Origin of the sequence: Paenibacillus sp. FSL R5-0744, assembly GCF_037972555.1 — a bacterium.
GTDB lineage: Bacteria > Bacillota > Bacilli > Paenibacillales > Paenibacillaceae > Paenibacillus_AQ.
In genome coordinates this window covers 5,474,885-5,500,448 of the sequence record NZ_CP150228.1, presented here as the reverse complement: position 1 = coordinate 5,500,448, position 25,564 = coordinate 5,474,885, and the positions used below count along the sequence as shown (strand labels likewise).

Genomic DNA, 25,564 nt, shown 5'->3' with positions numbered 1-25,564 from the left:
TCCTATGAAAGTTAATATTGCCGAATTTATAATCAGTGCCGTTGGCCCTGATCAATACCCTGATGATGCTTTGCCAGAGGTTGCTCTGGCAGGGCGCTCCAATGTAGGGAAGTCATCCCTCATTAACCGAATGATTAACCGCAAGAATCTGGCTCGGACAAGCTCCACTCCAGGTAAGACCCAGCATATGAACTATTACCGTATCAATGAAGACAGCATGTATTTTGTTGACTTTCCAGGTTACGGATATGCTAAAGTGTCGAAGACGCAACGTGCAACATGGGGCAAGATGGTAGAAAAATATCTATCTGAGCGCGATACGTTGAAGCTTGTTCTGCTCATCGTGGATCTGCGTCATCCGCCGACCAGCAATGATAAGATGATGTTCGACTGGTTGAAGCATTATGATCTTCCTATGTGTGTAGTAGCGACTAAGGCGGATAAGATTCCGAAGACTCGCTGGCAAAAGCATATCAAGATCATGAAGCAGGAGCTTGGCGTGCTGCCAGGGGATAATTTCATTCCATTCTCTTCAGAGATTGGCCTTGGTAAAGAAGAACTTTGGGGATTGATTGATGGGTATGTTCTCTCCTCTCCAGATTCTGAAGATGCTGAAATAGATGGAAATGAACCTCAGCAAGAGGAACCTACTGAAGCATAAGACAAGAACTCATTTACAATCAAGCAACCATTCCATTTGGGAATGGTTGTATTTTTTTATGGGTAAAACTAAATTTTCTATGTGAAGGGACCGATAGATAACATATGAAAGATATCCATTGCCACATCTTACCCTTTATGGATGACGGAGCTACTGATTGGGAATCCGCTCTCGCCATGGCGCAAGACGCCTATAGGGACGGGATTACATCCGTCATTGCCACACCACATCACGCCAACGGTCAATATATGAATAACTCCGCTAGTATAAGAGAAGCAGTGGATCTGATGAATGAGAAACTTCGTCAGCATGGCAATCCACTGCTTGTTCTTCCAGGTCAGGAAATCAGAGTGTACGGAGATTTACTGGATGATCTGGAGCGGGGGCAACTGCTAAGTCTTGCAGACTCGCGGTATATTTTGCTAGAAATGCCTTCTTCACGAGTCCCACGCAACATGGAAGAAATCTGTCACGAGTTGATCATTCAAGGGTTCGTTCCGGTCATCGCCCATCCGGAGCGTAATGCTGAAGTAGCTGCCGATCCTTCTAAGTTAGAAAGATTGATAGAGCTGGGATCACTCGGTCAGGTAACCGCACAAAGTCTTGCAGGCGTCTTCGGGAATAAACTTCAGAAGCTATCTCTGGAGTTATGTCGTAGAAATGCAGTACATGTGTTGGCCTCTGATGCACATGACAGTGTTCATCGTCCTTTTGGATTAAATGCTGCTTATGTGGTTTTAGAGAAACAATTAGGTCCTGAGATGCGCGACTATATGCGCGAGAACTCTCAGCAAATTGTGGCAAATGGAGAGGTTATTCGTGGTAATCACGTACAAAAAAGGGGGAATCGACACAAATTGTTTGGGATTTTTTCCCGAAAGGGCTGACTAATCTACCTAATAGTGGTAGAATGGGTTTTATTGGGTGAATCGTTGATATACGTAATAGTGTAGATATAAGGTGAAATAGTCTAGGACTATAGTAACAAAAGGGATTTAAATACATATAAAGAGGTGGATATTTAGTGACTTTGAAAAAGAAACTAGTAGTATCAACATTGGCAGTTAGCATGGCAGCGGTTGCAGTAGCAGGACTTCCGCTTAGCAGCAAAGGATTGGCAGCGCAGTTTGGAATCGTTGGAACAGCATCCGCTGCGACTAGCGTGGATTTTGCAAGCTTGAAGGAGCGTGCAACGAAGCTTTATAGCACGCTTACTGATGCAGATAAGCAGACGCTTCGTGATTTCCGTACTGAGCTTCAAGGTCTTTCACGTGAGCAACTGGAAAAAGATTTCGCGCCTGTTTTGGCTCAACTTGAGCTTAGCGATGCAGAAAAAACTACATTGTTTGATCTCTATTTAAAAGTAGTATCATCTATCTATACTCCGGATTTATCCGCAGTGACAGATATTCTGAAGTCCCCAAATTATGAGGCTTATCAAGCACTACTTAAGGAGATCGGTAAACAAGCTGGTATAACTGATCTTTCCGTTGAAGAAGTTTACAGCTTCATCTTTGGTTCAAACGGTGTTGAACAGAAACTAATCAACCTGCTAAAAGGAAAATCAGAATCGGATCTGGCTGACCTTATTATTCATCCGAACAGTGAGTTGGCGAATCAAGTGAAGACTATTGTTCTCGACAGCACCATTGGTACTGCCAACTATTCCTTGAGAGCGTCTCTTGCAAATCTTAAGATTACTAAAGATATGATTGCGGCAACCAAGAATAATGTTGAATCCAGACTTACGAATGAAAAAGCAGCCGCTTTAGTTCTGGCGAAAGCTTACTATAACGCGTATCTGAAACCATCTACACCTACTAAACCAACAGATCCTAGCACGCCTGGATCTTCCAACTCCGGTTCAGATTTCACAACGAAACCACTAACTGTAGATCAGAAATTAGCAGCTGCAGCTACTTATGATGTATCTAAACTGGTACAAGTAGTAGATGGTAAAGCAACTGTGAAATTGGTAGATACCGATACAATCAATGCATTGGCTAATCTTGCTGCTGCAGCTAAAGCTGCCGGTAAAGAAGGTACTGCCCTTACGCTGACATTGAATCTTGGCACGATCACTGCGCCTACTGTTGAAGTTCCGTTGTCCAAAGCTATTGTTGAAGCAGCTAAGACTAATGGCATTGCGAATATCGCAGTAACCTTTAATGGCGTAACCGTAACAATTCCAGTGAGTCAGTTCAGCACAGCAATCGCATTGACTGTAACAACTGCTAAACCAGAAGTGGTAACTTCTGTTACCAAACTGAAATTGGCTTCGGATGTATACGAGTTCGGACTCAGTGTGGATGGTGTAGCGACTAGCACATTCAAACAACCAATCACCATTAAACTTCCGCTTAAGAATACTGATGGTCTTGATAAAGAATTGCTGTCCGTAGCGAAGCTTGTATACGGTAGCCTGCAATTCCAAGGTGGTGTGCTTGACGGAGAGTTCATCGTAGAACCACGTGATACTTTCTCATCCTATGCAGTGCTTGAGAATAAAGTAAACTTTACGGATATTGCTAGTGTACAAGCATGGGCTGGCAAACAAATTCAAGTCGTAGCTGCAAAAGGCGCGATTGAAGGCGTAGGCGAAGGTAAATTTGCACCGAAGAGCAATGTAACTCGTGCAGAGTTCGCTAAAATGCTGATTCGTGCGCTTAATCTGGAGAATAATTCAGCTGTACAAAGCTTTAGCGATGTAAGTTCAACTGCTTGGTATGCACCATATGTAGCAGTTGCAGCAGAAAAAGGAATCATTACTGGACGCAGTGCGGCTAAGTTCGATCCTAATGCAACCATCACACGTGCAGAGATGGCAACAATGATCGCCCGCGCAGTGAAATCTATCAATCCAGCTGCAACAACGAATGTAACGGCAATTAGCCAATTCTCCGATGCTGCTAAGATCAGCGCATCTTTGAGAGATGGCGTAGCATTCGCAGCAGATCATAACTTGGTTATCGGAAATGCTGGTAAGTTCAACCCGAACGATACAGCAACTCGTGCTGAAGCAGCAGTAATTATCTACCGTACCATTAATTTCAAGTAAGTAAATAAAAAAGTATAGTATACAGCCTCCTCTCATGTAGGTGAGAGGAGGCAATTTTTTGCCAATAGGGAAGTGCTGTAATATAGTAACGAAATATTTCAGAAATAGCTTGGAGGTAATTACACTTGTCATCACAAGAATTGGATCTTCGCGATTATTTTCAGATCGTCAGGAAGAGACTATGGCTGATTGTTAGCATAGTTGTTTTGGTGTGCGGTGTTGCTGGTGTGTACAGTCTGTATATTAAGAATCCGGTGTATGAAGCATCCACTAAGATTATTGTTAACCAGACTCCGACTCAATCGGCAGCAGCGCAGCTTGATTTGAACCAGATTAATACTAATATTCAATTGATTAATACGTATAAGGAAATTATTAAGACTCCGGCCATCCTTGATATTGTTACGAGAGATTATCCGCAGTTCAATATTACTGCAGAAGAGCTGTTGAAGAAGGTTAATGTGAGCTCCGTCAATAATACGCAGGTGATGACACTTGTCGTTCGAGATAATTCGCATCAGCGAGCCGCTGAAATCGTGAATGCCATTTCACTTGTATTCAAGGATGAGATTCCTAACCTATTTAACGTGGAGAACGTATCGATTCTGAATGAGGCCAAAGTGAATCCACTTATCGAGCCAGGACCTGTAGAACCGAATGTCTTAATGAATATGGCTATAGCTTTCATCGTTTCCCTGATGATTGGTTTAGGGATTGCTTTCTTGCTGGAATACATGGATGATACGCTGAAGACTGAGGCCGATATTGAGAAATATCTTGGTTTACCAACGATAGCTATGATTACAAGATTGGGTTCAGAAGAGAGCAAACAAGGCGCAACACAGGCACAGCCGCAAACATCCAGAAAGGCGGGCGAACTTGAACATGTCACAGCTGCCAAATAAACAACGTCATCTGATTACCGTTACGAACCCTCGCTCCCCTGTATCTGAAGCGTTTCGCGCGCTACGCACGAATATTGATTTTTCCTCTGTAGATGAGACTATCCAAGTAATCATGGTAACTTCGTCCGGACCGGAAGAAGGTAAATCAACAGTTTCTGCTAATTTAGCTGCGGCTTACGCACAGGCAGATAAGAAGGTATTGTTGATTGACGGTGATTTGCGAAAACCGACAGCACATAAGACTTTTTCGCTTAGTAACCGATTTGGGCTATCTTCACTACTGTCGCAGCAGGCGGTTCTTGAGGATACTGTCCAAGATTCTGGTGTTTCCAATCTTTCCATTATGACCTCAGGACCGATTCCTCCGAACCCAGCAGAAATGATGGCTTCTAATCGGATGAGTACTCTTTTGCAGGACTTGCGCCAGCGTTATGATGTCATTCTTATTGATACTCCACCGTTATTGGCGGTTACAGATGCGCAGATCATGGCTTCCAAGAGTGATGGTGTCATTATGGTTGTCAGCTATGGCAAGGTGAAACGCGATATTGCTGTAAAAGCTAAAGCTAACCTTGATCGTGTAGGTGCGAAAATGCTTGGCGTGGTTCTCAATAATGTAAAACGTAAAGCCAGCGAAGGTTACTATTACTACTACTATGGAAATTGATTTGTTCTTTAACAATAATGTTGTTTTTGGAGGCACTGAAAATGACAGCGAAATCTAGAGTGATTCTTTTATTCTTCATTGATCTTGCGATCATTTGGTTCAGTATTGTGACATCTTATTTGTTTCGGTACCCTAACCATGCTCTTCAGGAATACGTTGTACAGATGCTGCAATTTGGTTTGATTGCAACATTTGCATTCGGTGGAAGCCTGATATACTTCGGTCTTTACCGAAGAATGTGGCAATATGCCAGTATCGGTGAGATTATATCGGTTTCTAAAGCTATTGTAGTAGGATCTTTATTTTCATTTGCACTGGCGTATCTAATTTTGCCGGATAGAGTACCTCTTGCCATAGAAGTTCGGTCGATGGAGACTATTCTTTTATTAGTAGGTGGAGTTCGATTTTTGTGGAGAGTACTTCATAATGATCGAATCAATTACAAAGACACTCAGACCCATACACTTATTGTAGGTGCAGGCGATTGCGGAATATTAATTGCCAGGGAAATGATGGGACCTTCTTTTGCTCATACGAAGCTAGTAGGTTTCATTGATGATAGTATCAATAAATATCATTTGTCTATATTGGGTGTGCCAGTGTTGGGCAATCGTTACGCGATTCCCGCTATTGTGAAAGAACGGGAAATTCATGAGATTATTATCGCCATGCCTTCCGTTTCACGTACTGAAATCTCTGAAATTATTAATCTGGCGAAGAAGACAGGGGCTAAACTTAAGATTATACCGGCGCTTAACGATCTGATCGCGGGAAAAATATCAGTGAAGAAATTGCGAGATGTTAGCGTTGAAGATTTACTAGGTCGTGAGCCGATTATAGCAGATTTGAACAGTATTCTAGGTTATGTACACCACAAGACTGTGTTAGTTACGGGGGCTGGTGGATCTATTGGTTCAGAGCTATGTCGGCAGATTGCCCCATTTGGTCCCGACAAGCTAATGCTGCTTGGACATGGAGAGAACAGCATTTACATGATTGAAATGGAGCTTCGTAAGAAGTTTCCGGATCTGAATATTGTTACGGTAATCGCGGATGTACAGGACCGCAGTCGGATGATGGACATATTCAGCAGCCATAAGCCACATGTTGTCTTTCATGCGGCAGCACATAAACACGTCCCATTGATGGAGCGGAACCCTTCAGAAGCCATTAAGAATAATGTCTTCGGAACAAGGAATGTTGCGGATTGTGCAGATAAATATGGTGCGGAGAGATTTGTAATGATCTCCTCGGATAAAGCGGTTAACCCAACGAGTGTGATGGGTGCAACTAAGCGTATTGCTGAAATGTATGTGCAAAGTCTGCATACCACAAGTAGCACGAAGTTCTCAGCCGTGCGTTTTGGGAACGTGCTTGGTAGTCGTGGAAGTGTAATTCCGGCCTTTAAAGAGCAGATTGCTGCTGGTGGACCAGTCACTGTTACTCATCCGGAAATGGTCCGATATTTTATGACGATTCCAGAAGCTGTTCAGCTTGTAATCCAGTCGGGTTCTTTTGCCAAAGGTGGCGAAGTGTTCATTCTGGATATGGGAGAACCCGTAAAGATTCTAACGTTAGCAGAAGATTTGATTACACTTTCTGGTTATGAACCTTATAGAGATATTGATATTCAGTTCTCCGGTATTCGTGAGGGCGAGAAGTTATATGAAGAACTGTTAACAGATGAAGAGAATTTAGGCTCTACAGATCACGGAAGAATCTTTATCGGTAGACCTAATGTGATAAGTCTGAATCAGCTAGAACTGGAATTCAAACGATTGGATCGTGTGCTTGCTGAAGAACCAGAAGTTATTCGTGAAGTGATCAATCAGATTGTACCCATGCAGCCCGTTGCCCAAGTTGCTATCAGCTAATTTATTCATAAAGGGGGATACATAAGTGTTCAACAAACGATGGAAAAAGATCCTTTTATGGACGCTGTCAATCATTGTAGTTCTGGGTGTAGGTGGTCTGTTCGCTGCGAATTATGCTGTGGATAAGCTGATGAATTCAATGGCAGATGGTTTTGATCTGGAGTCTGAGGATCAAGTTAATGGTGTTCAAGATCAAGGAACTGCACCTGAAGATACAGTAGCAGATGATAAGGTCGAACCTGTAGCTTCTGCAACACCTGCTCCATCAACTGATGATAAGGGAAGCAAAGATACTGGGGAAACTGGAAAAGATACAACAGCTTCTACTACTAGTGAACCTACGAAAGCTCCATCAACAGATCAAAAAGATACCTCTTCAGATGGTTATACAGCGCAGGTCTCAACAGATAAAGCTAAAGAAATTCAAGATAACGTAACGATGAAGGATAAAGCAGATGTAGCTGCTATTGTGCTCGGTCAACTAAGTGTATCTGATATCAACCGTCTAAAAGATCTAGCCAAGGGTGGCCTAACGCTTGATGAGAAGCGGGAAGCACGCAGTATCATTCTCGGTAAGGTTTCCGAAGAACAATACAATGAGCTTTCACAGGTTGCCAAGAAATATGGTATCAGTCGCGGGAAGACACATGATGAAATTCTTAAAGAAGAAGAACAATTAAAAGCGAAAGAAAAGGGAAGTGAATAAGAATGTCTAAAGCAACAATACCAGTCATAGCTCTATCGTTAATAGCTTCAATAGGGTTAGCACCCTTAACGGCATCGGCTCCTATATCTGTTTCGGCAGCAGCTGCAACTAGTACAACGAGTAAGGCAGCAACAGCAACAGTCAAAGTACAAAGCATGAATGTGAAGATGATTTTTGACGGTGTTAGTATTCAACCGCCAACAGGTCAGTACGTCTTCATGTACAATAATACAACTTATGTTCCATTGCGGTTTATGTCATATGCCTTACAGAAGAGTGTAAGCTGGGATGCTAAGAACGTTAAGGTTATCGTAGCAGAGCCTAACAGCTCAGAACTAGTAGTGATTAAAGAGTATCTAATGAATGCAACAAACGGGAATAGTGCTTCAGCAGTATCTAAGAATCTTGTACTCAATCAAGTTAAGGCGAGTTATGTATTTAACGGTGTAACCAAGGCATTACCTACGGGCCAATCCAGCTTTATCTTGAATGGCTCCTTATATGTGCCGCTACGTTTTTTATCGGAATCTGTAGGTCATAACATTAGCTGGGATCAGAAGACGAAGATCATTACTGCTGCTTCAAAAGCTTATCAAGAACAAGGTGACACTAAGGCCCCATCTCCAGTAGCGACACCAGCACCAACCGGTACAACAGTTGGTGGTGCTGCGGGAAATGGAAAAATTTCTTATGAAACCATAACAAGTGAAACTGAAGCTAAACTTGTTGCGCTTAGAGAACAAAGCGAATCGACTTTAATGAGCATTTTAGGAGAGTATCTTGGAGCAAAAGATGAAGTGAGTAAGCAAAGCATTATGGCTAAAGGGGGACAACAGCTAGCTTCATTTACTTCCAATTTCAACAGTATAATAGCCGACACTGAACAAAAACTGAACAGTAACGGATATAGTACGGAGATTATTAAACAGTATAGAAGTGAATTTAAAGCGACGCTTGAGTTGGGGAAAAAATTAGCTGCGGGAATGGCGAACTAAACAAGATAAGACGATCACCTCTATGTCTCTCTGACATAGAGATGATGTACATAGATTGAAAATAGTAACTTAAAGGATCAGGTGAACTTATGAGACCTTATGTTTACGTGAAACAAACCATTGATTTCCTGATGGCTTTAATTGGGATGATAGTGTTATGGCCTGTTTTCTTGATCATTGCGATCGCGATTAAGACAAGCTCTAAAGGCCCTGTCCTATTTAAACAAAAGCGATTAAGCAAAAATAAATCGCAATTCTACATACTGAAATTTAGAACGATGCGAACAGATACACCACAAGACATGCCAACTCATCTGCTAGAAGATCCTGATTTCTTTATCACGAAAATAGGAAAGTTTCTAAGAAAAACAAGTTTGGATGAATTACCTCAGATTATCAATATTCTTAAAGGTGAAATGAGTATAGTTGGACCTCGCCCGGCGTTGTGGAATCAATACGACTTGATTGCTGAAAGAGATAAATACGGAGCTAATGATATTAAACCTGGGTTGACTGGGTGGGCTCAGATTAATGGTCGGGATGAATTGCCTATTGAAAAGAAGGCGAACCTGGATGGGGAATATGTTGCAAGTCTTTCTTTTATGTTTGATATAAAAGTGTTTTTTATGACGATCCTAAGTGTTCTTAAATCTGATGGTGTAAAAGAAGGAACAACCAAAAAGGAAGTGTCTTCTACTAAAGGGGTAACCTTATAACATGAGCAAACGAAAGATATTAATAACTGGTAAAGGTAGTTATGTAGGCACAAGTCTTATGAAATGGTTGCAGCAGTGGTCTGATCTATACAGTGTAGAATTCTTATCTTTAAGAGGAGAAGAATGGAGAAGTAAGGACTTAACTAAATACGATGTCGTTTTCCATGTTGCAGCACTTGTCCACAAAAAAGAAAAGAGTTCTATGGAAGATCAATATTTTAAAGTAAACAGAGATTTAACTATGGAACTAGCGATTAAAGCAAAGGAATCAGGAATTGGTCATTTTATCTTTATGAGTTCATTTTCAGTGTATGGTTTGAACGGAGAAATTGGTGGAAAAGGTGTAATAACAAATGATACACCGTGTAAACCAACTTCTTTTTATGGGAAGAGTAAACTTGAGGCTGAGAAGAAAATACAGCAAATAGCCAATAAGGATTTTAAGGTTGCTATAGTAAGAACGCCTATGGTTTATGGACCTAACTCTCCTGGAAACTATGAGCGATTAAGAAAAGTTATTTTAAAAATCAATGTGTTTCCATATATAAATAATCAAAGAAGCATGATATTTATTGATTACCTTTCTGAATTTATCAGAATGGTTATTGACAATCAGGCAGAAGGCCTTTTTTTTCCTCAAAACAGAGGATATGTGAATACACTTGAATTAATGAAATTAATTTCTAAAGAAAATAATAGGAATGTATTTTTTTCGAGAATTCTAGGTGCAGTGTTTTCTACCATTGGGAAACATATAAATGCTGTTAATAAAGTATTTGGAAATTTAGTATTTGATTTGGAGGATTCTAATCATTTTGAACATAAGTATTGCTTTGCAGACTTATCAGAATCGATTAGTATTTGCGAAAAAAAAGCGTGTGAAAGGATTGCTGGAAATTGAAAAAGGATGTACTAATTTTATGTCAGTATTTCTATCCGGAATATGTATCCTCTGCAACGCTTCCTACCGAGATGGCTGAAGATCTAGTTGAGAATGGATTAAGTGTTGATGTGCTCTGTGGTTATCCTTCAGAGTACAGTACAGATAAGGATTTACCGAAAAAACAAAAATACAAGAATATTAATATTAGACGAGTAAAATATATTCAATTAAATAAGAAGAGAACTTTAAGTAGGCTCATTAATTATTTCTCTTTTATTTTTAGCATGTTATTAAGATGGCCAAGAATGATGAATTATAAATGCATAATTGTTTATTCTAATCCTCCGTTGTTACCAATTATTCCAGCTATATTAAGTGCTATTTTTCGTAAAAAGTTTATATTTGTCTCTTATGATATTTATCCCGACTTAGCTGTACTCATGGATACTATAAAAAAAGGAAATATGATTTATAAATTGATGAGTTTCACTAATAAACTTGTTTATAAACATGCCTCGAAAGTAATTGCTTTAGGTGAGGAAATGAAAACATACATGCTAGATAATAAATTTACAACAGTTGAAGAAAAAATTATGGTTATACCCAATTGGTATGATGGAACTAAGATCCAACAAGTCAGTTCTAATACTAAGATGAATCCGATTGAAGATAACAAATTTAGAGTATTATATAGTGGTAATATGGGCACTTGTCAGGATATGGATACGATAATGAAATGTATTTACATAATGAATGACAATAGAAATGTTCAGTTTATATTAACCGGGCACGGGAATAAAGTTAATGAAATAAAACAATATATTGATGCTAATAATCTATTGAATGTAAAAATGTATGGTTTTCTTGTAGGCGATGAATATTTGAAAATGCTGGAATCAGCTGATTGTTACTTAGTGAGCTTAGAACGTGGAGTAGAAGGGATGAGTGTACCGAGTAAAACATACAGTTATCTGGCAGCTGGTCGTCCGCTACTTTCGATTATGTCCTCAGATACTGACATCTCTAAACAGCTAAACACAAATAACGCAGGTTATAGCTTCAACCAAGGAGATGCTAGAGGATTAGCTAATAAGATTGAGTTTTTATCTAACAATCTTGAAGTTTGTGAATATATGGGGTTGAATGCCAGGAAGATCTTTGATGAGAATTACGAGAGAAAAATTAGTACCGGTAAATATTTTGATGTCATTCGGTCGTTAATTACATAGTTATATTTCAGGAATAAAACTACTGGAATTATTTTGAGGAGTGGAATTACGTGTTTAAGGATAAAACATTATTGATAACTGGTGGTACAGGTTCTTTTGGTAACGCAGTCTTAAAAAGATTTCTAAATACTGAAATCAAAGAAATAAGAATCTTTTCGCGTGATGAGAAGAAACAAGATGACATGCGTAAAGAGCTAAGAAATGACAAGGTTAAGTTTTTTATTGGAGATGTTCGAGACTATAATAGCATCACTTCGGCTATGCATAATGTTGATTATGTATTCCATGCAGCGGCACTTAAGCAAGTGCCTTCTTGTGAATTCTTCCCTATGGAAGCGGTCAAGACAAATGTAATAGGAACTGAGAATGTCTTAAACGCTGCAATTGCATTTGGAGTGAAAAAGGTAGTATGTCTCTCAACAGATAAAGCAGTGTACCCAATTAATGCGATGGGGATATCTAAAGCAATGATGGAAAAGGTTATGGTCGCTAAGTCCAGAACGGTTTCTTCTGAGAACACATTAATCTGTGGAACTCGTTATGGTAATGTGATGTGCTCCCGAGGTTCGGTAATTCCATTGTTTATTGATCAAATTAAGAATTACGAGGATATTACAATTACAGATCCAGATATGACTCGTTATCTAATGTCATTGGAAGATGCTGTGGAACTTGTGCTATTTGCGTTCAATAAAGCAGTACAAGGTGATATATTCGTTCAAAAAGCTCCTGCATCTACTATTGGAGATCTAGCTCTTGCGTTGAAGGAATTATTCCAGTCAGACAGTCAAACGAGAGTCATTGGAACTCGACATGGTGAGAAGTTATATGAAACGTTGTTAACACGGGAGGAAATGGCTAAAGCAGAGGATTTGGGGAGTTATTATCGCATCTCGGCAGATACTAGAGATTTGAATTATGATAAGTTTTTTGAAGAAGGCGACAAGGAAATCTCTGAGGGGTGGGAATATAATTCTCATAATACAGAGAGATTAGATATTCAAGGAATAAAAGAACTTCTATTAAGTTTAGAATCAATCAAAAAAGAACTATTGGCAGGAGTACATTGATATGAAGACTGTCTTGGTAACAGGTGCTTTTGGATTTATTGGACGTAATTTAGTAGCAACATTAGACAGAAGAGAAGACATTGAAGTAATGAAGGTTGGTTCCAAGCATTCATTAAATGAGTTAGAAGAGTACGCTATTAAAGCAGATTTTATCTTTCATTTAGCGGGAGTTAATCGTCCTGAGAATATTGAAGATTTTACGAGTGGTAACACAGAATTTACTCAACAACTAATCGATATACTGAATGCTAACAATAAAAGAACTCCAATATTACTATCCTCTTCCATACAAGCCGAACATAATAATCCGTATGGTATTAGTAAACATGCAGCTGAGGAATCTATTTTGAATTATGGTAGATCGGCAGGAGTGAATACTTTTATTTATAGATTACCTAATGTATTTGGAAAATGGGGTAAACCTAATTATAACAGTGTAATCGCCACCTTTTGCAACAATATCGCTAATGATATTCCTATTATTATTAATGATCCTAGCGTTATTATGAATTTAGTTTATGTTGATGATGTGGTTGAAGAAATGATTAATGCATTACAAGGTAAGAGGAATATTAAAGAGAATTTTTATGAAGTCTCGGTTGTACACTCTATTAGCCTTGGTGAAATCGTTAAGCTGATTTATTCATTTAAGAATAGTAGACTAGATCGGACTATTCCGAACATGGCAGATTCTTTAACAAAAAAGTTATATAGCACATATTTAAGTTATCTTCCTGAAGATCGATTTAGCTATGATCTTCAGATGAATGTGGATGATAGGGGCTCTTTTACTGAATTTATAAAAACACCAGATAGAGGACAAGTCTCTGTTAATATTTCAAAAGCAGGAATAACAAAAGGAAATCATTGGCACCATACAAAAAATGAGAAGTTCCTTGTCGTAAGCGGTGAGGGCGTTATTCGATTTAGAAAAGTAGAAACAAGTGAAATAATAGAATATTACGTAAGTGGAGAAAAATTGAAAGTAATAGATATACCAGTTGGTTATACTCACAATATCGAAAACCTCGGTGAGAACGATATGGTCACTATCATGTGGGCTAATGAATTTTTTGACCCAGAGAAGCCGGATACATACTACTTGGAGGTTTAATAAATATGAAAAAGCTTAAAGTAATGACAGTCGTTGGTACACGGCCGGAGATAATAAGACTATCTGCTGTTATCAATAAGCTTGAAAAATCAAATGCGATAGAACATACACTTGTTCATACTGGACAAAATTATGATTATGAATTAAATGAAGTATTCTTTAAAGACTTTAATTTGAAAAAACCTGATTATTTTCTTAATGCTGCCGTCGGGGGCGCAATAGAAACTATAGGTAATATTCTTATTAAGATAGATCCCATAATGGAAGAAGTTAAACCCGATGCCTTCTTAGTTCTTGGAGATACAAACAGCTGTTTGTGTGCTTTAGCAGCAAAAAGAAGGCACATTCCTATTTTTCATATGGAAGCAGGTAATAGATGTTTTGACCAGAGAGTGCCAGAAGAGACCAATAGGAAAATTGTTGATCATATATCAGATATAAACCTAACTTATAGTGATATTGCACGAGAATATCTACTAAGAGAAGGTATCTCAGCAGATAGAATTATTAAAACCGGAAGTCCGATGTTTGAAGTTATTAACTCAAGAAGAGAAGATATTGAGAAGTCGGATATCATTAAAAGATTAGATCTTGTTGAAAGGGAATATTTTGTAGTTTCTGCTCACAGAGAAGAAAATATTAATTCAGAAACAAACTTTTTAGATTTAGTAGAAAGCTTGAATGCTATTGCTGATAAATATAATATGCCTGTTATAGTCAGTACACATCCTAGAACTAGAAATATGATTGAAGCCAAGAAGGTAGAATTTAACCCATTGGTAAAGATGATGAAACCTTTAGGCTTTAATGACTATATTAAGCTTCAAATGCAGGCTAAAACAGTACTTAGTGATAGTGGAACAATTAGTGAAGAATCATCAATATTAGGGCTAAGAGCACTGAATATCAGACAGGCTCATGAAAGACCTGAAGCAATGGAAGAAGCGGCCGTTATGATGGTTGGATTAAAAAAAGAGCGTATTTTACAAGGCATAGAAATACTCGATACTCAAGTGAAAGAAACACTGAGAAGTGTTTCTGATTATAGCATGCCTAATATATCGGATAAAATTCTTAGAATTATTTTGTCATATACCGATTATGTAAATCGAACCATCTGGGGGATTTGGTAATATGTAGATTTTATTCATTCTTTTTGAAATTGATCGAAAATTTAAGATAGATTCATCTATTTTAATTACTCAAGTACTGTAATAAATATAGTTTTTCAAACACCTACTTAATTCTCTTCTTTTGTTTATGAGGATCTTTTTAATTTGCTTGCATTACTATTAACAGGAGGCACTTTTCTTCTATTTGGTAGTATTTTGGCTAACCCACTTTACCAAATAATAAAGGTGTCTATTCTTATGTATAAAGTCGTAAAGATTAGGAGCTTAAGTTGCTAACTATTGTTTGTGTCCGTACATTAGAACTTTTATTTAGCGGTGAATGTTGAGTTATAAAAACTAGCAATTAATGAAAAAAATGCTTCTGATTTTTATAATTATTAAATTGCTTACTAAGATGGTGGGGAGGAAATGTCTTGAAAAGTAAAAAAATATTGTTATTTACTACTTACTATACACCTGGTATTAAAGGTGGTGGTCCTATTCAATCGATTAAAAATATTGTTGAGAATCTCTCAGATCAGATAACGTTCAACATTATTACAAGCGATAGAGATTTGGGAGATAGACATCCTTTCGAAAATATCCAAACGAATGTTTGGAATAGAGTTGGGAAAGCTAATGTGAAATATTTAAATGCAAATTCTTTTAACTTGCAGTTATTAATTAAAATGATAAAGGGTATGGATTATGACGTAATATATCTAAATAGTTTTTTTTCATTTAAATATAGTATTCTGCCTATTCTAATAAATAAATTAATCGGAGATCCGAATAAATTAATCGTTTTATCACCTAGAGGTGAATTTTCTGAAGGAGCACTTGGTTTAAAACGTATAAAAAAGTTGATTTATTTAAGGATAGTTAAAATATTGGGTATATATAAAAAAGTTAAATGGCATGCGACTGCTGAAGGAGAAAAAAAAGATATTATTAAAATTTTTGGTGAATACTCTAATGTTGTGGTCGCTAGTAATTTAACCGCTAATTATAGAGAATTAAAGTACATTGAGGAAAAAAGTAAATTTAGTGGCGAACTGAATATAGTTTTTTTATCACGAATACATCCTAAAAAGAACCTGAAAAAGGCCATAGAATATCTTAATTTTGTAAAGGGAAATGTTAGATTAACCATTTTTGGACCGATTGAAGACGATTCATATTGGAACGAATGTAGCTCAGAAATAAAAAAACTACCTCTTAATATCAAAGTTGAGTATAAGGGTACAATTGAACATAATGAAATCTTAAATATGTATAAAAATCATCATATTTTTTTACTTCCTACTCTTGGCGAGAATTTTGGCCATGTTATATCGGAAGCCTTGGTAGGTGGATGCCCTATTATCATAAGTGATAATACTCCATGGAGGAATTTAAACGATGAGAAAGTAGGCTTTGATATTTCATTGAAGGATGATTACAAATATATAAGTGCAATTCAATATTTTGTTGATATGAAGAGTGATGAATACCTTATATACTCTAAAAATGCATTTGAGTATGGTATCAAAATGTCAAATCATGAAGAGAATATTCAACTTACGTATGATATTTTTCAATAATGAAATATTAAACATTAAATCTTATTAAATTTGGATATTGCATAAGGAAATAATTGAGTGAGGTTAGGGAATAATGGCTGAAAAAATTGTTATAACAATATATATTTTATCTCATATTATTTCAGGTACATATATGATTATAAATCATAGGTATACTGGTGAAGCAAAAGCAATGGGTGATTTATTGGTAAATGAATTCACTGTTTTCTGGATATTGTTTATATTAGTCATTGGATACTTTTTTTTATATGGATTCTATAAAGCGACTAAGAATAAAAAATTTAGGTTTAGTTTTATGCCAAGTAAAATTGAAATTAATAAGAGTAAAGCCCATAAATTCATATTAATTATTCTAATAGCCCAATTAATTTTCACTTTTACAACTGGGGTAGGTAAGGTAGGATCGACTGCTACTTCTAATTTTTCTTTTCTTTTTGCTTTCTTTAGAGTTGAAAGTATTTTTTTGTTCTACTATATATTATGTCGTGATAAGAACAAAAATTATATTCTAAACTGTATTTTATTTTTTATTTATAGGCTATCGCTAGGCTGGACTATGTTTATTTTTCAATATGCTATTATCGAGTTATTCTTATATTTCAACAAGCGGCAAACAATTATTAAGTTTAGCAATATAAAAACAATAATGTTTACTGGAGTGTTATTACTACTAGGAGCAAAAGCGTACCAATTTTTTTATCAATTAAAATTTTATATCAGACTTAATACATGGAATTTTAAATTAAATTATTTTGATAGTCTTGAAGCGTTAACGAATAGATTTTCGTTTTTTCCATTATCGGTTTCGAATATTCAGAATTTAGAGATAATTAAGTTGTTATACAATCAAGAAGGAATTATATTGAAAGATATTTTAGCAATGTTTAGACCGTTAGTACCTGGTCTATTAATGCCATTTAAATATTTTAGACCTATGAATAATGTCTTTGTTCAAGCTATTCATAATGATATTACTCCTATTACAAGTTCAAATGCAGGATTACTTTCATATGCAGGTACGTTATTTTATTCAAATTTTTCTACTGGATTAATATGGTTGATAATAACTATTTTCTTGTTTATTGTAATTTCTTCGATAATAAGAGCTTTAGAGGAGTACAAAGGGCAACTAGATATTATTTATTTTTTGTTAATTATTGAAATATATAATGTTGCAGCTCTCGAACAAGTATTTTCATACGGGTATTTAAGTTTATTCTATATTGGTCCATTTTTATGGTTTTTTAAAATTATTAAAGTTAAGTATGGGAGGGAAATGAATGTTTAGCCAGAATAAAAGGTTTCTATTTGTTACATGTAATAATTATGATGATACTACATATGGAGGCGGTCAATGCTCAAATCGAAACCTAAAGGCACTTGAACAATTATCTCATGTTATAAAATTACGAATAAAGAAAAAATCCTCTTATAGAAGTTTGAAAACGATGTGTAGGGGCTTTTTTCCACCTATAGAAAGAAATGAACTAGGTTTAATAGAAAATATAATTCAATCGGAGCAAATTAATGTTATTTTTTTTGATGGATCCATATTCGGAATATTTGCACGTGAATTAAGATGTAAATATCCTGACGTAAAAATAGTCACTTTCTTTCACAATGTTGAATATGATTATGTTGAGGTTAGATTTGGGAAAAAAATCAGAAAATATCTATACCGGTTAATAGTGAAAAATAATGAAAAGTACATAGTGAAGAATAGTGATGAACTAATTGTATTAAATGAGAGAGATGCAAAAAGGGTGGAAAAGTTGTATTTGAGAAAACCAAATATGAAAATTCCAATTACATTTGAAGATAGAGCTAAGCTATCAGAGAATAGCGAGTTAGAGTATTTAAATGAAGAAGTATGCTTGATAGTTGGATCATTGAAAAGAGATACATATGAAGGTGTTGAGTGGTTTGTAAAAAATGTCTCTCCATTTATAAATGCAAAGACGCTCATAGTGGGTAAGGGCTTTGAAAATAAAAGAGATGAGTTAAGTAGTACCAAGGTTGAAGTTTTAGGCACAGTTGATGATTTGAGTGAATATTATAATAAGGCGAGTTTCGTAGCACTCCCTATACTAAGTGGTGCAGGAATGAAGGTTAAAACGGCTGAGGCATTGATGTATGGAAAAACTATATTTGGTACTAAAGAAGCATTCGAGGGATACGAATTTAATTATAGTAGCGCAGGAGGTTTATGTAATACTGCTCAAGACTTCATTGATCAGATAAATTTATACTCAAATAGAGCTAATAAAAATAAATTGAATAGCTATACTAGAGGTATATTTAATGATAAATATAGTTTCAATATATCGAATGAACTATTTAAAAAATTAATTTCGGAATTATAAATATAATGGATCATTCATGAAAATGCTAGGAGAGAGATTATGGGGATAAGAACATCAAAAAGTGATGTTATATGGAGCTATATAGGAACTTTTATGTCGTTGGCGGGTAACTTTTTATTATTACCATTCATGATGTATTATCTTACAGGTGATGCTCTTGGTTTATGGTATGTTTTTTTAAGTATTGGTGGGGTTGTGATTCTTTTTGATTTTGGCTTTAATCCAACTATAGCAAGGAATGTAGCTTACAGTTGGAATGGGGCCATAGAATTAAGGAAAAATGATGTTCACTTTGTTCAAAACTCAAAACCCAATATAAAATTATTAATTAAAATAATAGCTACATGTAAAAGAATATATTTGTTGATATCGTTAGTTGCATTACTAATATTATCAACAGCTGGAACATTTTATATAATTCATTTATCCGGTAAAGGTGAGGTGGGAAATTACTTAGTAGCTTGGTTTATATATAGTTTAGCGGTCTTTTTAAATATTTATTATGGATACTTTGCTACTCTATTACGAGGTGTAGGTGCAATAAAAGAGATTAATATAGCAACAGTTATCTCTAGACTAACACAAATTTTACTTTCAATTATATTGTTATATTCAGGGCTAGGATTAGTGGCTGTAGCATTAGGCTATCTGTGTTATGGATTGATTTTTAGAGTTATATCGAAGATCTTTTTTTATAAATACAAAAATATTGGTGAATTGTTATCGGAAAATAAGTTGATGTTAAGTTCATTAGAAATCAAAGATACATTCTCTATCGTATGGCATAATGCTTGGAGAGACGGACTAGTATCGTTATCATCTTATTTATCAAGCCAAGCATCAGTTATTATTTTCTCGATATACTTCAGCCTGACATTAACAGCTATGTATTCGATTTCGATTCAATTAGTCACCGCTATTGCAACGATTGCTGGTTCGCTTTACAATGCATATCAACCATCTTTACAAGCTGCATATGTAAAAAATGACGTTAAAGAGTCTAAGAGATTAATGGCAGTTGCGATGACAGTATATACCATTTTATTTTGGGTTGGGATTGCGCTAATAATTATTGGGTTGCCCGTACTATCGTTATTTAAATCAGACCTTGAATTTAGTATTCCAATACTTTTAGCAATATCAATTTATACGTTCCTACTTAAACATCATTCATTCTATGCTTCTTTTATTTCGAATACAAATAAGGTGCCCTATACAAGAGCATTTATATTATCTAGTTTTCTTAGCGTTATTTTCTCTATCTTTTTAATTTCATTTACTAATTTAAGTATTTGGGGTGTGTTATTGTCACAAATCCTGATTCAACTTTTATATAATAATTGGAAATGGCCGAAAGTAGTTATGAATTATTTAAATACGAATCCTATTGAAGTGTACAAAATTGGTCTCCGAGAAATTAAAAAAATGTATAATTACCGTCTGTGATTATTTTACTAACATAAAGAGACTTGAAATATGCTATATATGCTTCAAAAAAACATAACAAGAGGGGAGAAAGAGGCGTGTTTAGCTAATCTTTAAAATTCAAGTGTAATCTAAATTGTGTTTACTTTTGACTAAGGTACGGAATCTCCCCTCTTCCATTGGAAGTGTAAAATAGTATGATATCGGAGCAATTGAAGAGAATTCTCCATTAAAATCCCTTAGAATTAGCCTTCTACTATGATCGGAACTTCATTTATTTGCTCAAAAACCGCCGTTATTCAGTAGATAGACCAAATTAGAGGGATTAGTATTCACAGAGGGCGGTAAAAGAGATCAATCCCTAAAAGTAAAAGATGTTGTAGAGACACTGAAAATAAACAAAGATCCTAGGGCTGAATATCATATTCATAACTATCGTCCATGGGGCCAATATAAGATATTAGAAGAAGAAAAAGAAGTGTTTAAAATTAATAAAATACAGTTGGATCCGGGAAAACGTTTATCCTATCAACTTCACCAATATAGAAGTTAACACTGGATTGTGGTTAGTGGAGTTGCAAAAGTAACTATCGATCATGAAAAAAAATTGTACATGCTGGCAAAAGTATATATATGAAATCAGGACAAAAGCATAGGCTTGAAAATCCTGGAACAATCCCTCTTACTATAATTGAAGTTCAAATAGGGGATTATTTAGAAGAAGATGATATAACTAGATTTGATTAAGGACGAGGGACAATTAATTATATTTAATAAGGAGTTTATTGAAAATGAAAATAACAGTTGTTGGAGCAGGTTATGTAGGTCTATCTAACGCAATATTGCTAGCTCAACATAATGAGGTCATAGTACTCGACATTATGCAGGAAAAAGTAGAATTGCTTAATAATAAGAAGTCTCCTGTAATCGATTATGAGATCGAAAATTATTTATCAAAAGTAGAGCTAAACTTACAAGCTACAACCGATCTTAGGTTAGCATTTGAAAATGCAGAAGTTGTTGTAATTGCTACACCAACAGATTATGATCCTGAAAAAAATTATTTTAATACTAATACAGTGGAGGAAATAATTTCAAATGTAATTACTATAAATCCAAAGGCTGTAATGCTTATTAAGTCTACAGTACCAGTTGGATTTACAGAAAGATTGAAAAAAGAATATAAGTCATTAAATATTATCTTCTCACCAGAGTTTTTGAGAGAAGGTAGGGCTCTTTACGATAATCTGTATCCTTCTAGAATTGTGATAGGAGAAATATCAAATAGAGCTCAAGTAATTGCGAATCTTTTAATTGAAGGAGCCATTAAAAAAGAAATTTCAGTTTTATTTACTGATTCGACTGAAGCTGAAGCAATAAAACTCTTCTCAAACACTTATTTAGCTTTGCGTGTAGCATATTTCAACGAATTAGATTCTTATGCAGAAGTTCGTGGATTAGATTCAAAGCAAATTATCGAAGGTGTTGGACTTGACCCTCGTATCGGTGATTTTTATAACAATCCTTCATTTGGTTACGGCGGATACTGCCTACCTAAAGATACAAAGCAGTTACTAGCTAATTACACTGACGTGCCACAGAATATCATGTCTGCCATCGTTGATGCAAACAGAACAAGAAAAGATCATATCGCAAATATGATACTTAGAAAAAAACCTAAAATTGTGGGGATTTACAGGCTTACGATGAAACTGGATTCGGATAATTTTCGTCAATCTGCCATTCAAGGAGTAATGAAAAGGATTCAAGCACAGGGAATTGAGGTAGTGATATATGAACCAACAATTAATAAGGATGAATTCTTTCAAACAAAACTAATTAATAATATTGCTGAATTCAAGAGAATATCTGATGTAATTGTAGCAAATAGGCTGTATGATGAATTAGAGGATGTCTTAGAGAAGGTGTATACAAGAGATCTATTTAGTAGAGATTAAATAATCTGTTTTCTTGTTTTACAGTGAGGTATAATGTCTGTCTTATGAAACACTGTTGATATTACCGGTTATGTAATAATAATGGAGGAAGATGTGTAGGTGTGGGTAATATTTAGTTGCGGAGAGAAATTCTGAGTACTGGAATTTTAAAGTTGAATTGGAGTTTAAGTCTTGCTAGTGAGTATATGTTATGGATATCTGAAATGTGAGAACATACATACATTTATATATTAGATTACAAATACTAATCAAATTTCATTATCATCAGAAAGATGACCCATAGTTCTTATTTTATTTGAAATGTAAGAGTTGAGTCTTATGTGTGAAATGCCCGCGAAAGTGACAGACTGTGAGTTCCGTGAGCACGATACTCACATGTGAACTAGTGGTTACCTATTCTTAAAAGAACCAATAACTTCATTGTATCTAACAGATGAAATGCTTATTTGGACTTCTCCTCATTTCACCCCAACATTATTAATTTGTTGATGCAGAATACGAGGTCGTATTATTTGCAATGAAAGATAAAGAACATGGTGGTAATGGAACATTTAACTGGATTCTCGACTGAACATAATGAGAAAATTAAACAAACGGAAAAAACTAGAACACTAAGCTGTGTCTTTTTTCACCATCTACAATCCTCGTTATGTTTTGGGTGGATCCTAATGCCGGGGGAAATCATTTCTACAGACGGCAGAGGATAAAAAAGAATTCTACTCCTCCTGTCGAAAAGCGTTGACCTGTATCCTCTGCTCGAAAAGTAAGGTAGTTTTATGGGGACACTTATCTATTCGATGCCATTGCTGAAAAGCTTGGTATCACCTAAAATTGAACTAAATATTTCCAGATATAGTTTAGCAAATTTCATCTATTGTTTATTACATCATTCTTAATGATCTCAAATCGCTTTATCGCTTCGAGAAATGGAGTTTTCTACATAAGCATCCATAAGGCAAGAACATATTTTTCTAACATCGTAGTGGAATTTTACCTCTATTACAGAATAGGTTAAGATCAATTCTTCTGCTAACAAGGAAGACAGCTTACGGACAGAGAGTATTATGCTCACGAAATTACAGAAAATTTCAATTACTATGAAGGGCTGCGTAAGGTGCAATACGGTCGAATTGAAGAAGGTGACCCGTTAGCGCAACTGAATCTATTGTGTATATTGGGTGAATATTCCAATCCTACTTTTTATACCGCAAGCTGATGGGAAACATTCCAGATGTCGAAACGTCTGTCAACTTGCTGTCCGACTTCGCCACACCTGGATTTTCTAAAGTAAAGCTAGTCACGGATCACAGATTTTATATTGAGAGCAACATCAACGCCTTGTTTAAAACTCATTTGAAATTTCTTATTCCTGCCAAGATGTCGCTATTTTTCGCTGCTATGAATTGGAGGGCATGTATGATCGTTTTAGTACCTTCGTTTCCTACATTGAGAAAACTGCAATACGGTACAGACGCAATGGAACTACACCGAACACCTTCATTACAAAGGAGATACACTGATCGAGTCTAGTGACCTGTACATTTATTATATTACAACATTAATAAAGCCGTTGAGGAGGGAAAAGCTTTTGATCGAAAGCTTCTTAATGAACTGGAGTCAGGTCGTCGAGTTCCAGAGCATGAGTCACTATACAAGTAATACTTTGACTTTGAGGAACTGTCCACACCCAAACGTGGAACTCGCGTTACAGTCAGAGAGGACGCCGTTTTCAAAGCTAAACGTTATTAAGGTTATTTCGCTTTAATAACGAATGAAACGATGGATGCCGTCACTGCGCTTGAGTTGTTCCGGAACAATGATGTGGTGGAGAAAGCGTTTGGAAATCTAAAGGAACGGCTTAATATGCGTCGTACTTTAGTTTCTTCCGAACAAAATCTCGATGGTAAGCTGTTTGTAGAATTTGTCGCACTCATCTATCTTTCAAACATAAAAAAACAAATACAAGATACCTGACTATTTAAGTTGTACACAATGCAAGGGGCTCTAGACAGGCTTGATGTTACTGAATGCTTTGAAGCCCCAGGAGAGAAACTGCGAGTGGGTGAGCTTCTAGAGAAACAGAAGAACATCTACTTCAGCTTGGGAGTGGACCCGCCATCCTCGTTATGAGTTGGCGGGAATCTAGGATATAATAACTAATATTAAAGCCAATAGATCGGGGTGCATTCATTGATTAAGCAAAAGATGCTGGTTACAGGTGGTGCCGGATTTATTGGAGGCAACTTTGTACAGTATATGGTAGATAAGTATCCGTATTATGATATTGTGAATTTGGATTTACTAACTTATGCGGGTGATCTAACGAAGCATAAGGATATTGAATCCAAATCGAATTATCGGTTTGTTCAAGCTGATATTGCTGAGCGAGAGGCAATACTGTCTCTTTTTGAGCAGGAAAGATTCGATTACATTGTCCATTTCGCTGCGGAGAGCCATGTGGATCGCTCCATTACTGATCCTGCGATTTTCGTTCGCACGAATGTTATGGGGACACAGGTGCTACTGGATGCTGCTAAAAAGTTTGGGATTACTAAATTCGTACATGTCTCTACGGATGAAGTGTATGGTGAACTCGATTTTGACCCTACTGTATTTTTCACAGAGGGAACACCTTTACAGCCTAACAGTCCTTATAGTGCTAGTAAAACAGCATCTGATTTGCTAGTGCGTGCATATTATGAGACCTATGGTTTACCAATGAACATAACACGCTGCTCGAATAATTACGGGCCGTATCATTTCCCTGAGAAATTGATTCCACTAACAATCTCAAGAGTATTGAATGACGAGAAGGTTCCTGTCTACGGTGATGGAAAAAACATTCGCGACTGGCTCCATGTCTGGGATCACTGCGCAGCTATTGACCTCGTTGTACACCAAGGAGTAAGTGGTGAAGTTTACAATGTAGGTGGTCATAATGAGAGAACTAATCTTGAAGTAGTTAAGACAATTATCAGCACCTTAGGAAAATCTGATGATTTGTTTCAATTCGTACCTGATAGATTAGGACATGATAAACGCTATGCCATTGATCCAACGAAACTTGAGAATTTAGGTTGGAAGCCAACTTATACTTTTGAGACAGGAATTGCTCAGACAATCCAGTGGTATATTGATAATACTGAATGGTGGCAACAAATCCTTAGTAACGAATCGCATAAGTGATTTATGAGTAACTTATCTGTTAAGAAAAGAAAAAGTCATTTAACTATTAGGAAATTTGT

The 25,564-nt window shown here is 36.2% G+C and carries 22 protein-coding genes; all 22 read left to right on the top strand.

Annotated elements, in window-relative coordinates; genetic code table 11:
- Window positions 1-4: 4 nt before the first annotated feature.
- The gene (gene yihA, locus MKY19_RS24365) at window positions 5-661 is read left to right on the top strand and encodes a ribosome biogenesis GTP-binding protein YihA/YsxC (RefSeq protein ID WP_042191256.1); all 657 of its coding nucleotides are present in this window, start codon (window positions 5-7) and stop codon (window positions 659-661) included.
- Between the two features lie 104 nt (window positions 662-765).
- Window positions 766-1,548 carry a CpsB/CapC family capsule biosynthesis tyrosine phosphatase gene (locus MKY19_RS24360; RefSeq protein ID WP_076300707.1) on the top strand — a complete coding sequence of 261 codons (783 nt, stop codon included), beginning with the start codon at window positions 766-768 and terminating at the stop codon, window positions 1,546-1,548.
- 137 nt (window positions 1,549-1,685) lie between these two features.
- The gene (locus tag MKY19_RS24355) at window positions 1,686-3,719 is read left to right on the top strand and encodes an S-layer homology domain-containing protein (RefSeq protein WP_339798269.1); all 2,034 of its coding nucleotides are present in this window, start codon (window positions 1,686-1,688) and stop codon (window positions 3,717-3,719) included.
- A 125-nt stretch (window positions 3,720-3,844) separates the two neighbouring features.
- Window positions 3,845-4,624: a Wzz/FepE/Etk N-terminal domain-containing protein gene (locus MKY19_RS24350; RefSeq protein WP_339798266.1), complete on the top strand. Its 780-nt coding sequence runs from the start codon at window positions 3,845-3,847 to the stop codon at window positions 4,622-4,624.
- Entirely contained in the window at window positions 4,605-5,291 is a 687-nt protein-coding gene (locus MKY19_RS24345; RefSeq protein ID WP_042191248.1) for a CpsD/CapB family tyrosine-protein kinase, read from the top strand. The genes MKY19_RS24350 and MKY19_RS24345 overlap by 20 nt, the downstream gene beginning before the upstream one ends.
- Before the next feature lie 41 nt (window positions 5,292-5,332).
- On the top strand, window positions 5,333-7,165 hold the full coding sequence (locus tag MKY19_RS24340; protein WP_076300710.1) for a nucleoside-diphosphate sugar epimerase/dehydratase: 1,833 nt from the start codon (window positions 5,333-5,335) through the stop codon (window positions 7,163-7,165).
- A 25-nt stretch (window positions 7,166-7,190) separates the two neighbouring features.
- On the top strand, window positions 7,191-7,871 hold the full coding sequence (locus tag MKY19_RS24335) for a hypothetical protein (protein WP_339798263.1): 681 nt from the start codon (window positions 7,191-7,193) through the stop codon (window positions 7,869-7,871).
- A gap of 2 nt (window positions 7,872-7,873) precedes the next feature.
- Window positions 7,874-8,866 (top strand): copper amine oxidase N-terminal domain-containing protein, encoded by a 993-nt coding sequence (locus tag MKY19_RS24330; protein WP_339798260.1) that lies wholly within the window; start codon window positions 7,874-7,876, stop codon window positions 8,864-8,866.
- 89 nt (window positions 8,867-8,955) lie between these two features.
- Window positions 8,956-9,582: a sugar transferase gene (locus MKY19_RS24325; RefSeq protein ID WP_339798258.1), complete on the top strand. Its 627-nt coding sequence runs from the start codon at window positions 8,956-8,958 to the stop codon at window positions 9,580-9,582.
- 1 nt (window position 9,583) lies between these two features.
- Window positions 9,584-10,483: an NAD-dependent epimerase/dehydratase family protein gene (locus MKY19_RS24320; RefSeq protein ID WP_339798256.1), complete on the top strand. Its 900-nt coding sequence runs from the start codon at window positions 9,584-9,586 to the stop codon at window positions 10,481-10,483.
- Window positions 10,480-11,694, top strand: coding sequence for a glycosyltransferase family 4 protein (locus MKY19_RS24315; protein ID WP_339798253.1), 1,215 nt, complete (start codon window positions 10,480-10,482; stop codon window positions 11,692-11,694). Before MKY19_RS24320 ends, MKY19_RS24315 begins: the two co-directional genes overlap by 4 nt.
- Window positions 11,695-11,744: 50 nt before the next feature.
- Window positions 11,745-12,764, top strand: coding sequence for a polysaccharide biosynthesis protein (locus MKY19_RS24310; RefSeq protein WP_339798251.1), 1,020 nt, complete (start codon window positions 11,745-11,747; stop codon window positions 12,762-12,764).
- A 1-nt stretch (window position 12,765) separates the two neighbouring features.
- On the top strand, window positions 12,766-13,878 hold the full coding sequence (locus MKY19_RS24305; RefSeq protein ID WP_339798249.1) for an NAD-dependent epimerase/dehydratase family protein: 1,113 nt from the start codon (window positions 12,766-12,768) through the stop codon (window positions 13,876-13,878).
- Window positions 13,879-13,883: 5 nt separating this feature from the next.
- Window positions 13,884-15,011, top strand: coding sequence for a UDP-N-acetylglucosamine 2-epimerase (non-hydrolyzing) (gene wecB / locus MKY19_RS24300; protein ID WP_339798247.1), 1,128 nt, complete (start codon window positions 13,884-13,886; stop codon window positions 15,009-15,011).
- 413 nt (window positions 15,012-15,424) lie between these two features.
- Window positions 15,425-16,573: a glycosyltransferase gene (locus MKY19_RS24295; RefSeq protein ID WP_339798245.1), complete on the top strand. Its 1,149-nt coding sequence runs from the start codon at window positions 15,425-15,427 to the stop codon at window positions 16,571-16,573.
- 73 nt (window positions 16,574-16,646) lie between these two features.
- Window positions 16,647-17,861: an oligosaccharide repeat unit polymerase gene (gene wzy / locus MKY19_RS24290; RefSeq protein WP_339798242.1), complete on the top strand. Its 1,215-nt coding sequence runs from the start codon at window positions 16,647-16,649 to the stop codon at window positions 17,859-17,861.
- Complete coding sequence (locus tag MKY19_RS24285; protein WP_339798239.1) at window positions 17,854-18,936, top strand: glycosyltransferase; 1,083 nt, start codon at window positions 17,854-17,856, stop codon at window positions 18,934-18,936. Before wzy ends, MKY19_RS24285 begins: the two co-directional genes overlap by 8 nt.
- Window positions 18,937-18,975: 39 nt before the next feature.
- Window positions 18,976-20,382 (top strand): O-unit flippase-like protein, encoded by a 1,407-nt coding sequence (gene wzx / locus MKY19_RS24280; protein WP_339798235.1) that lies wholly within the window; start codon window positions 18,976-18,978, stop codon window positions 20,380-20,382.
- A gap of 585 nt (window positions 20,383-20,967) precedes the next feature.
- A complete protein-coding gene (locus MKY19_RS24275) occupies window positions 20,968-21,108 on the top strand; it encodes a mannose-1-phosphate guanylyltransferase (RefSeq protein WP_339804489.1) in 141 nt (46 codons plus the stop codon).
- 44 nt (window positions 21,109-21,152) lie between these two features.
- Window positions 21,153-22,319, top strand: coding sequence for a nucleotide sugar dehydrogenase (locus MKY19_RS24270; protein WP_339798233.1), 1,167 nt, complete (start codon window positions 21,153-21,155; stop codon window positions 22,317-22,319).
- 1,992 nt (window positions 22,320-24,311) lie between these two features.
- Complete coding sequence (locus tag MKY19_RS24265; RefSeq protein WP_339798230.1) at window positions 24,312-24,449, top strand: hypothetical protein; 138 nt, start codon at window positions 24,312-24,314, stop codon at window positions 24,447-24,449.
- 60 nt (window positions 24,450-24,509) lie between these two features.
- Complete coding sequence (gene rfbB, locus MKY19_RS24260) at window positions 24,510-25,505, top strand: dTDP-glucose 4,6-dehydratase (RefSeq protein ID WP_339798228.1); 996 nt, start codon at window positions 24,510-24,512, stop codon at window positions 25,503-25,505.
- Window positions 25,506-25,564 lie beyond the last annotated feature (59 nt).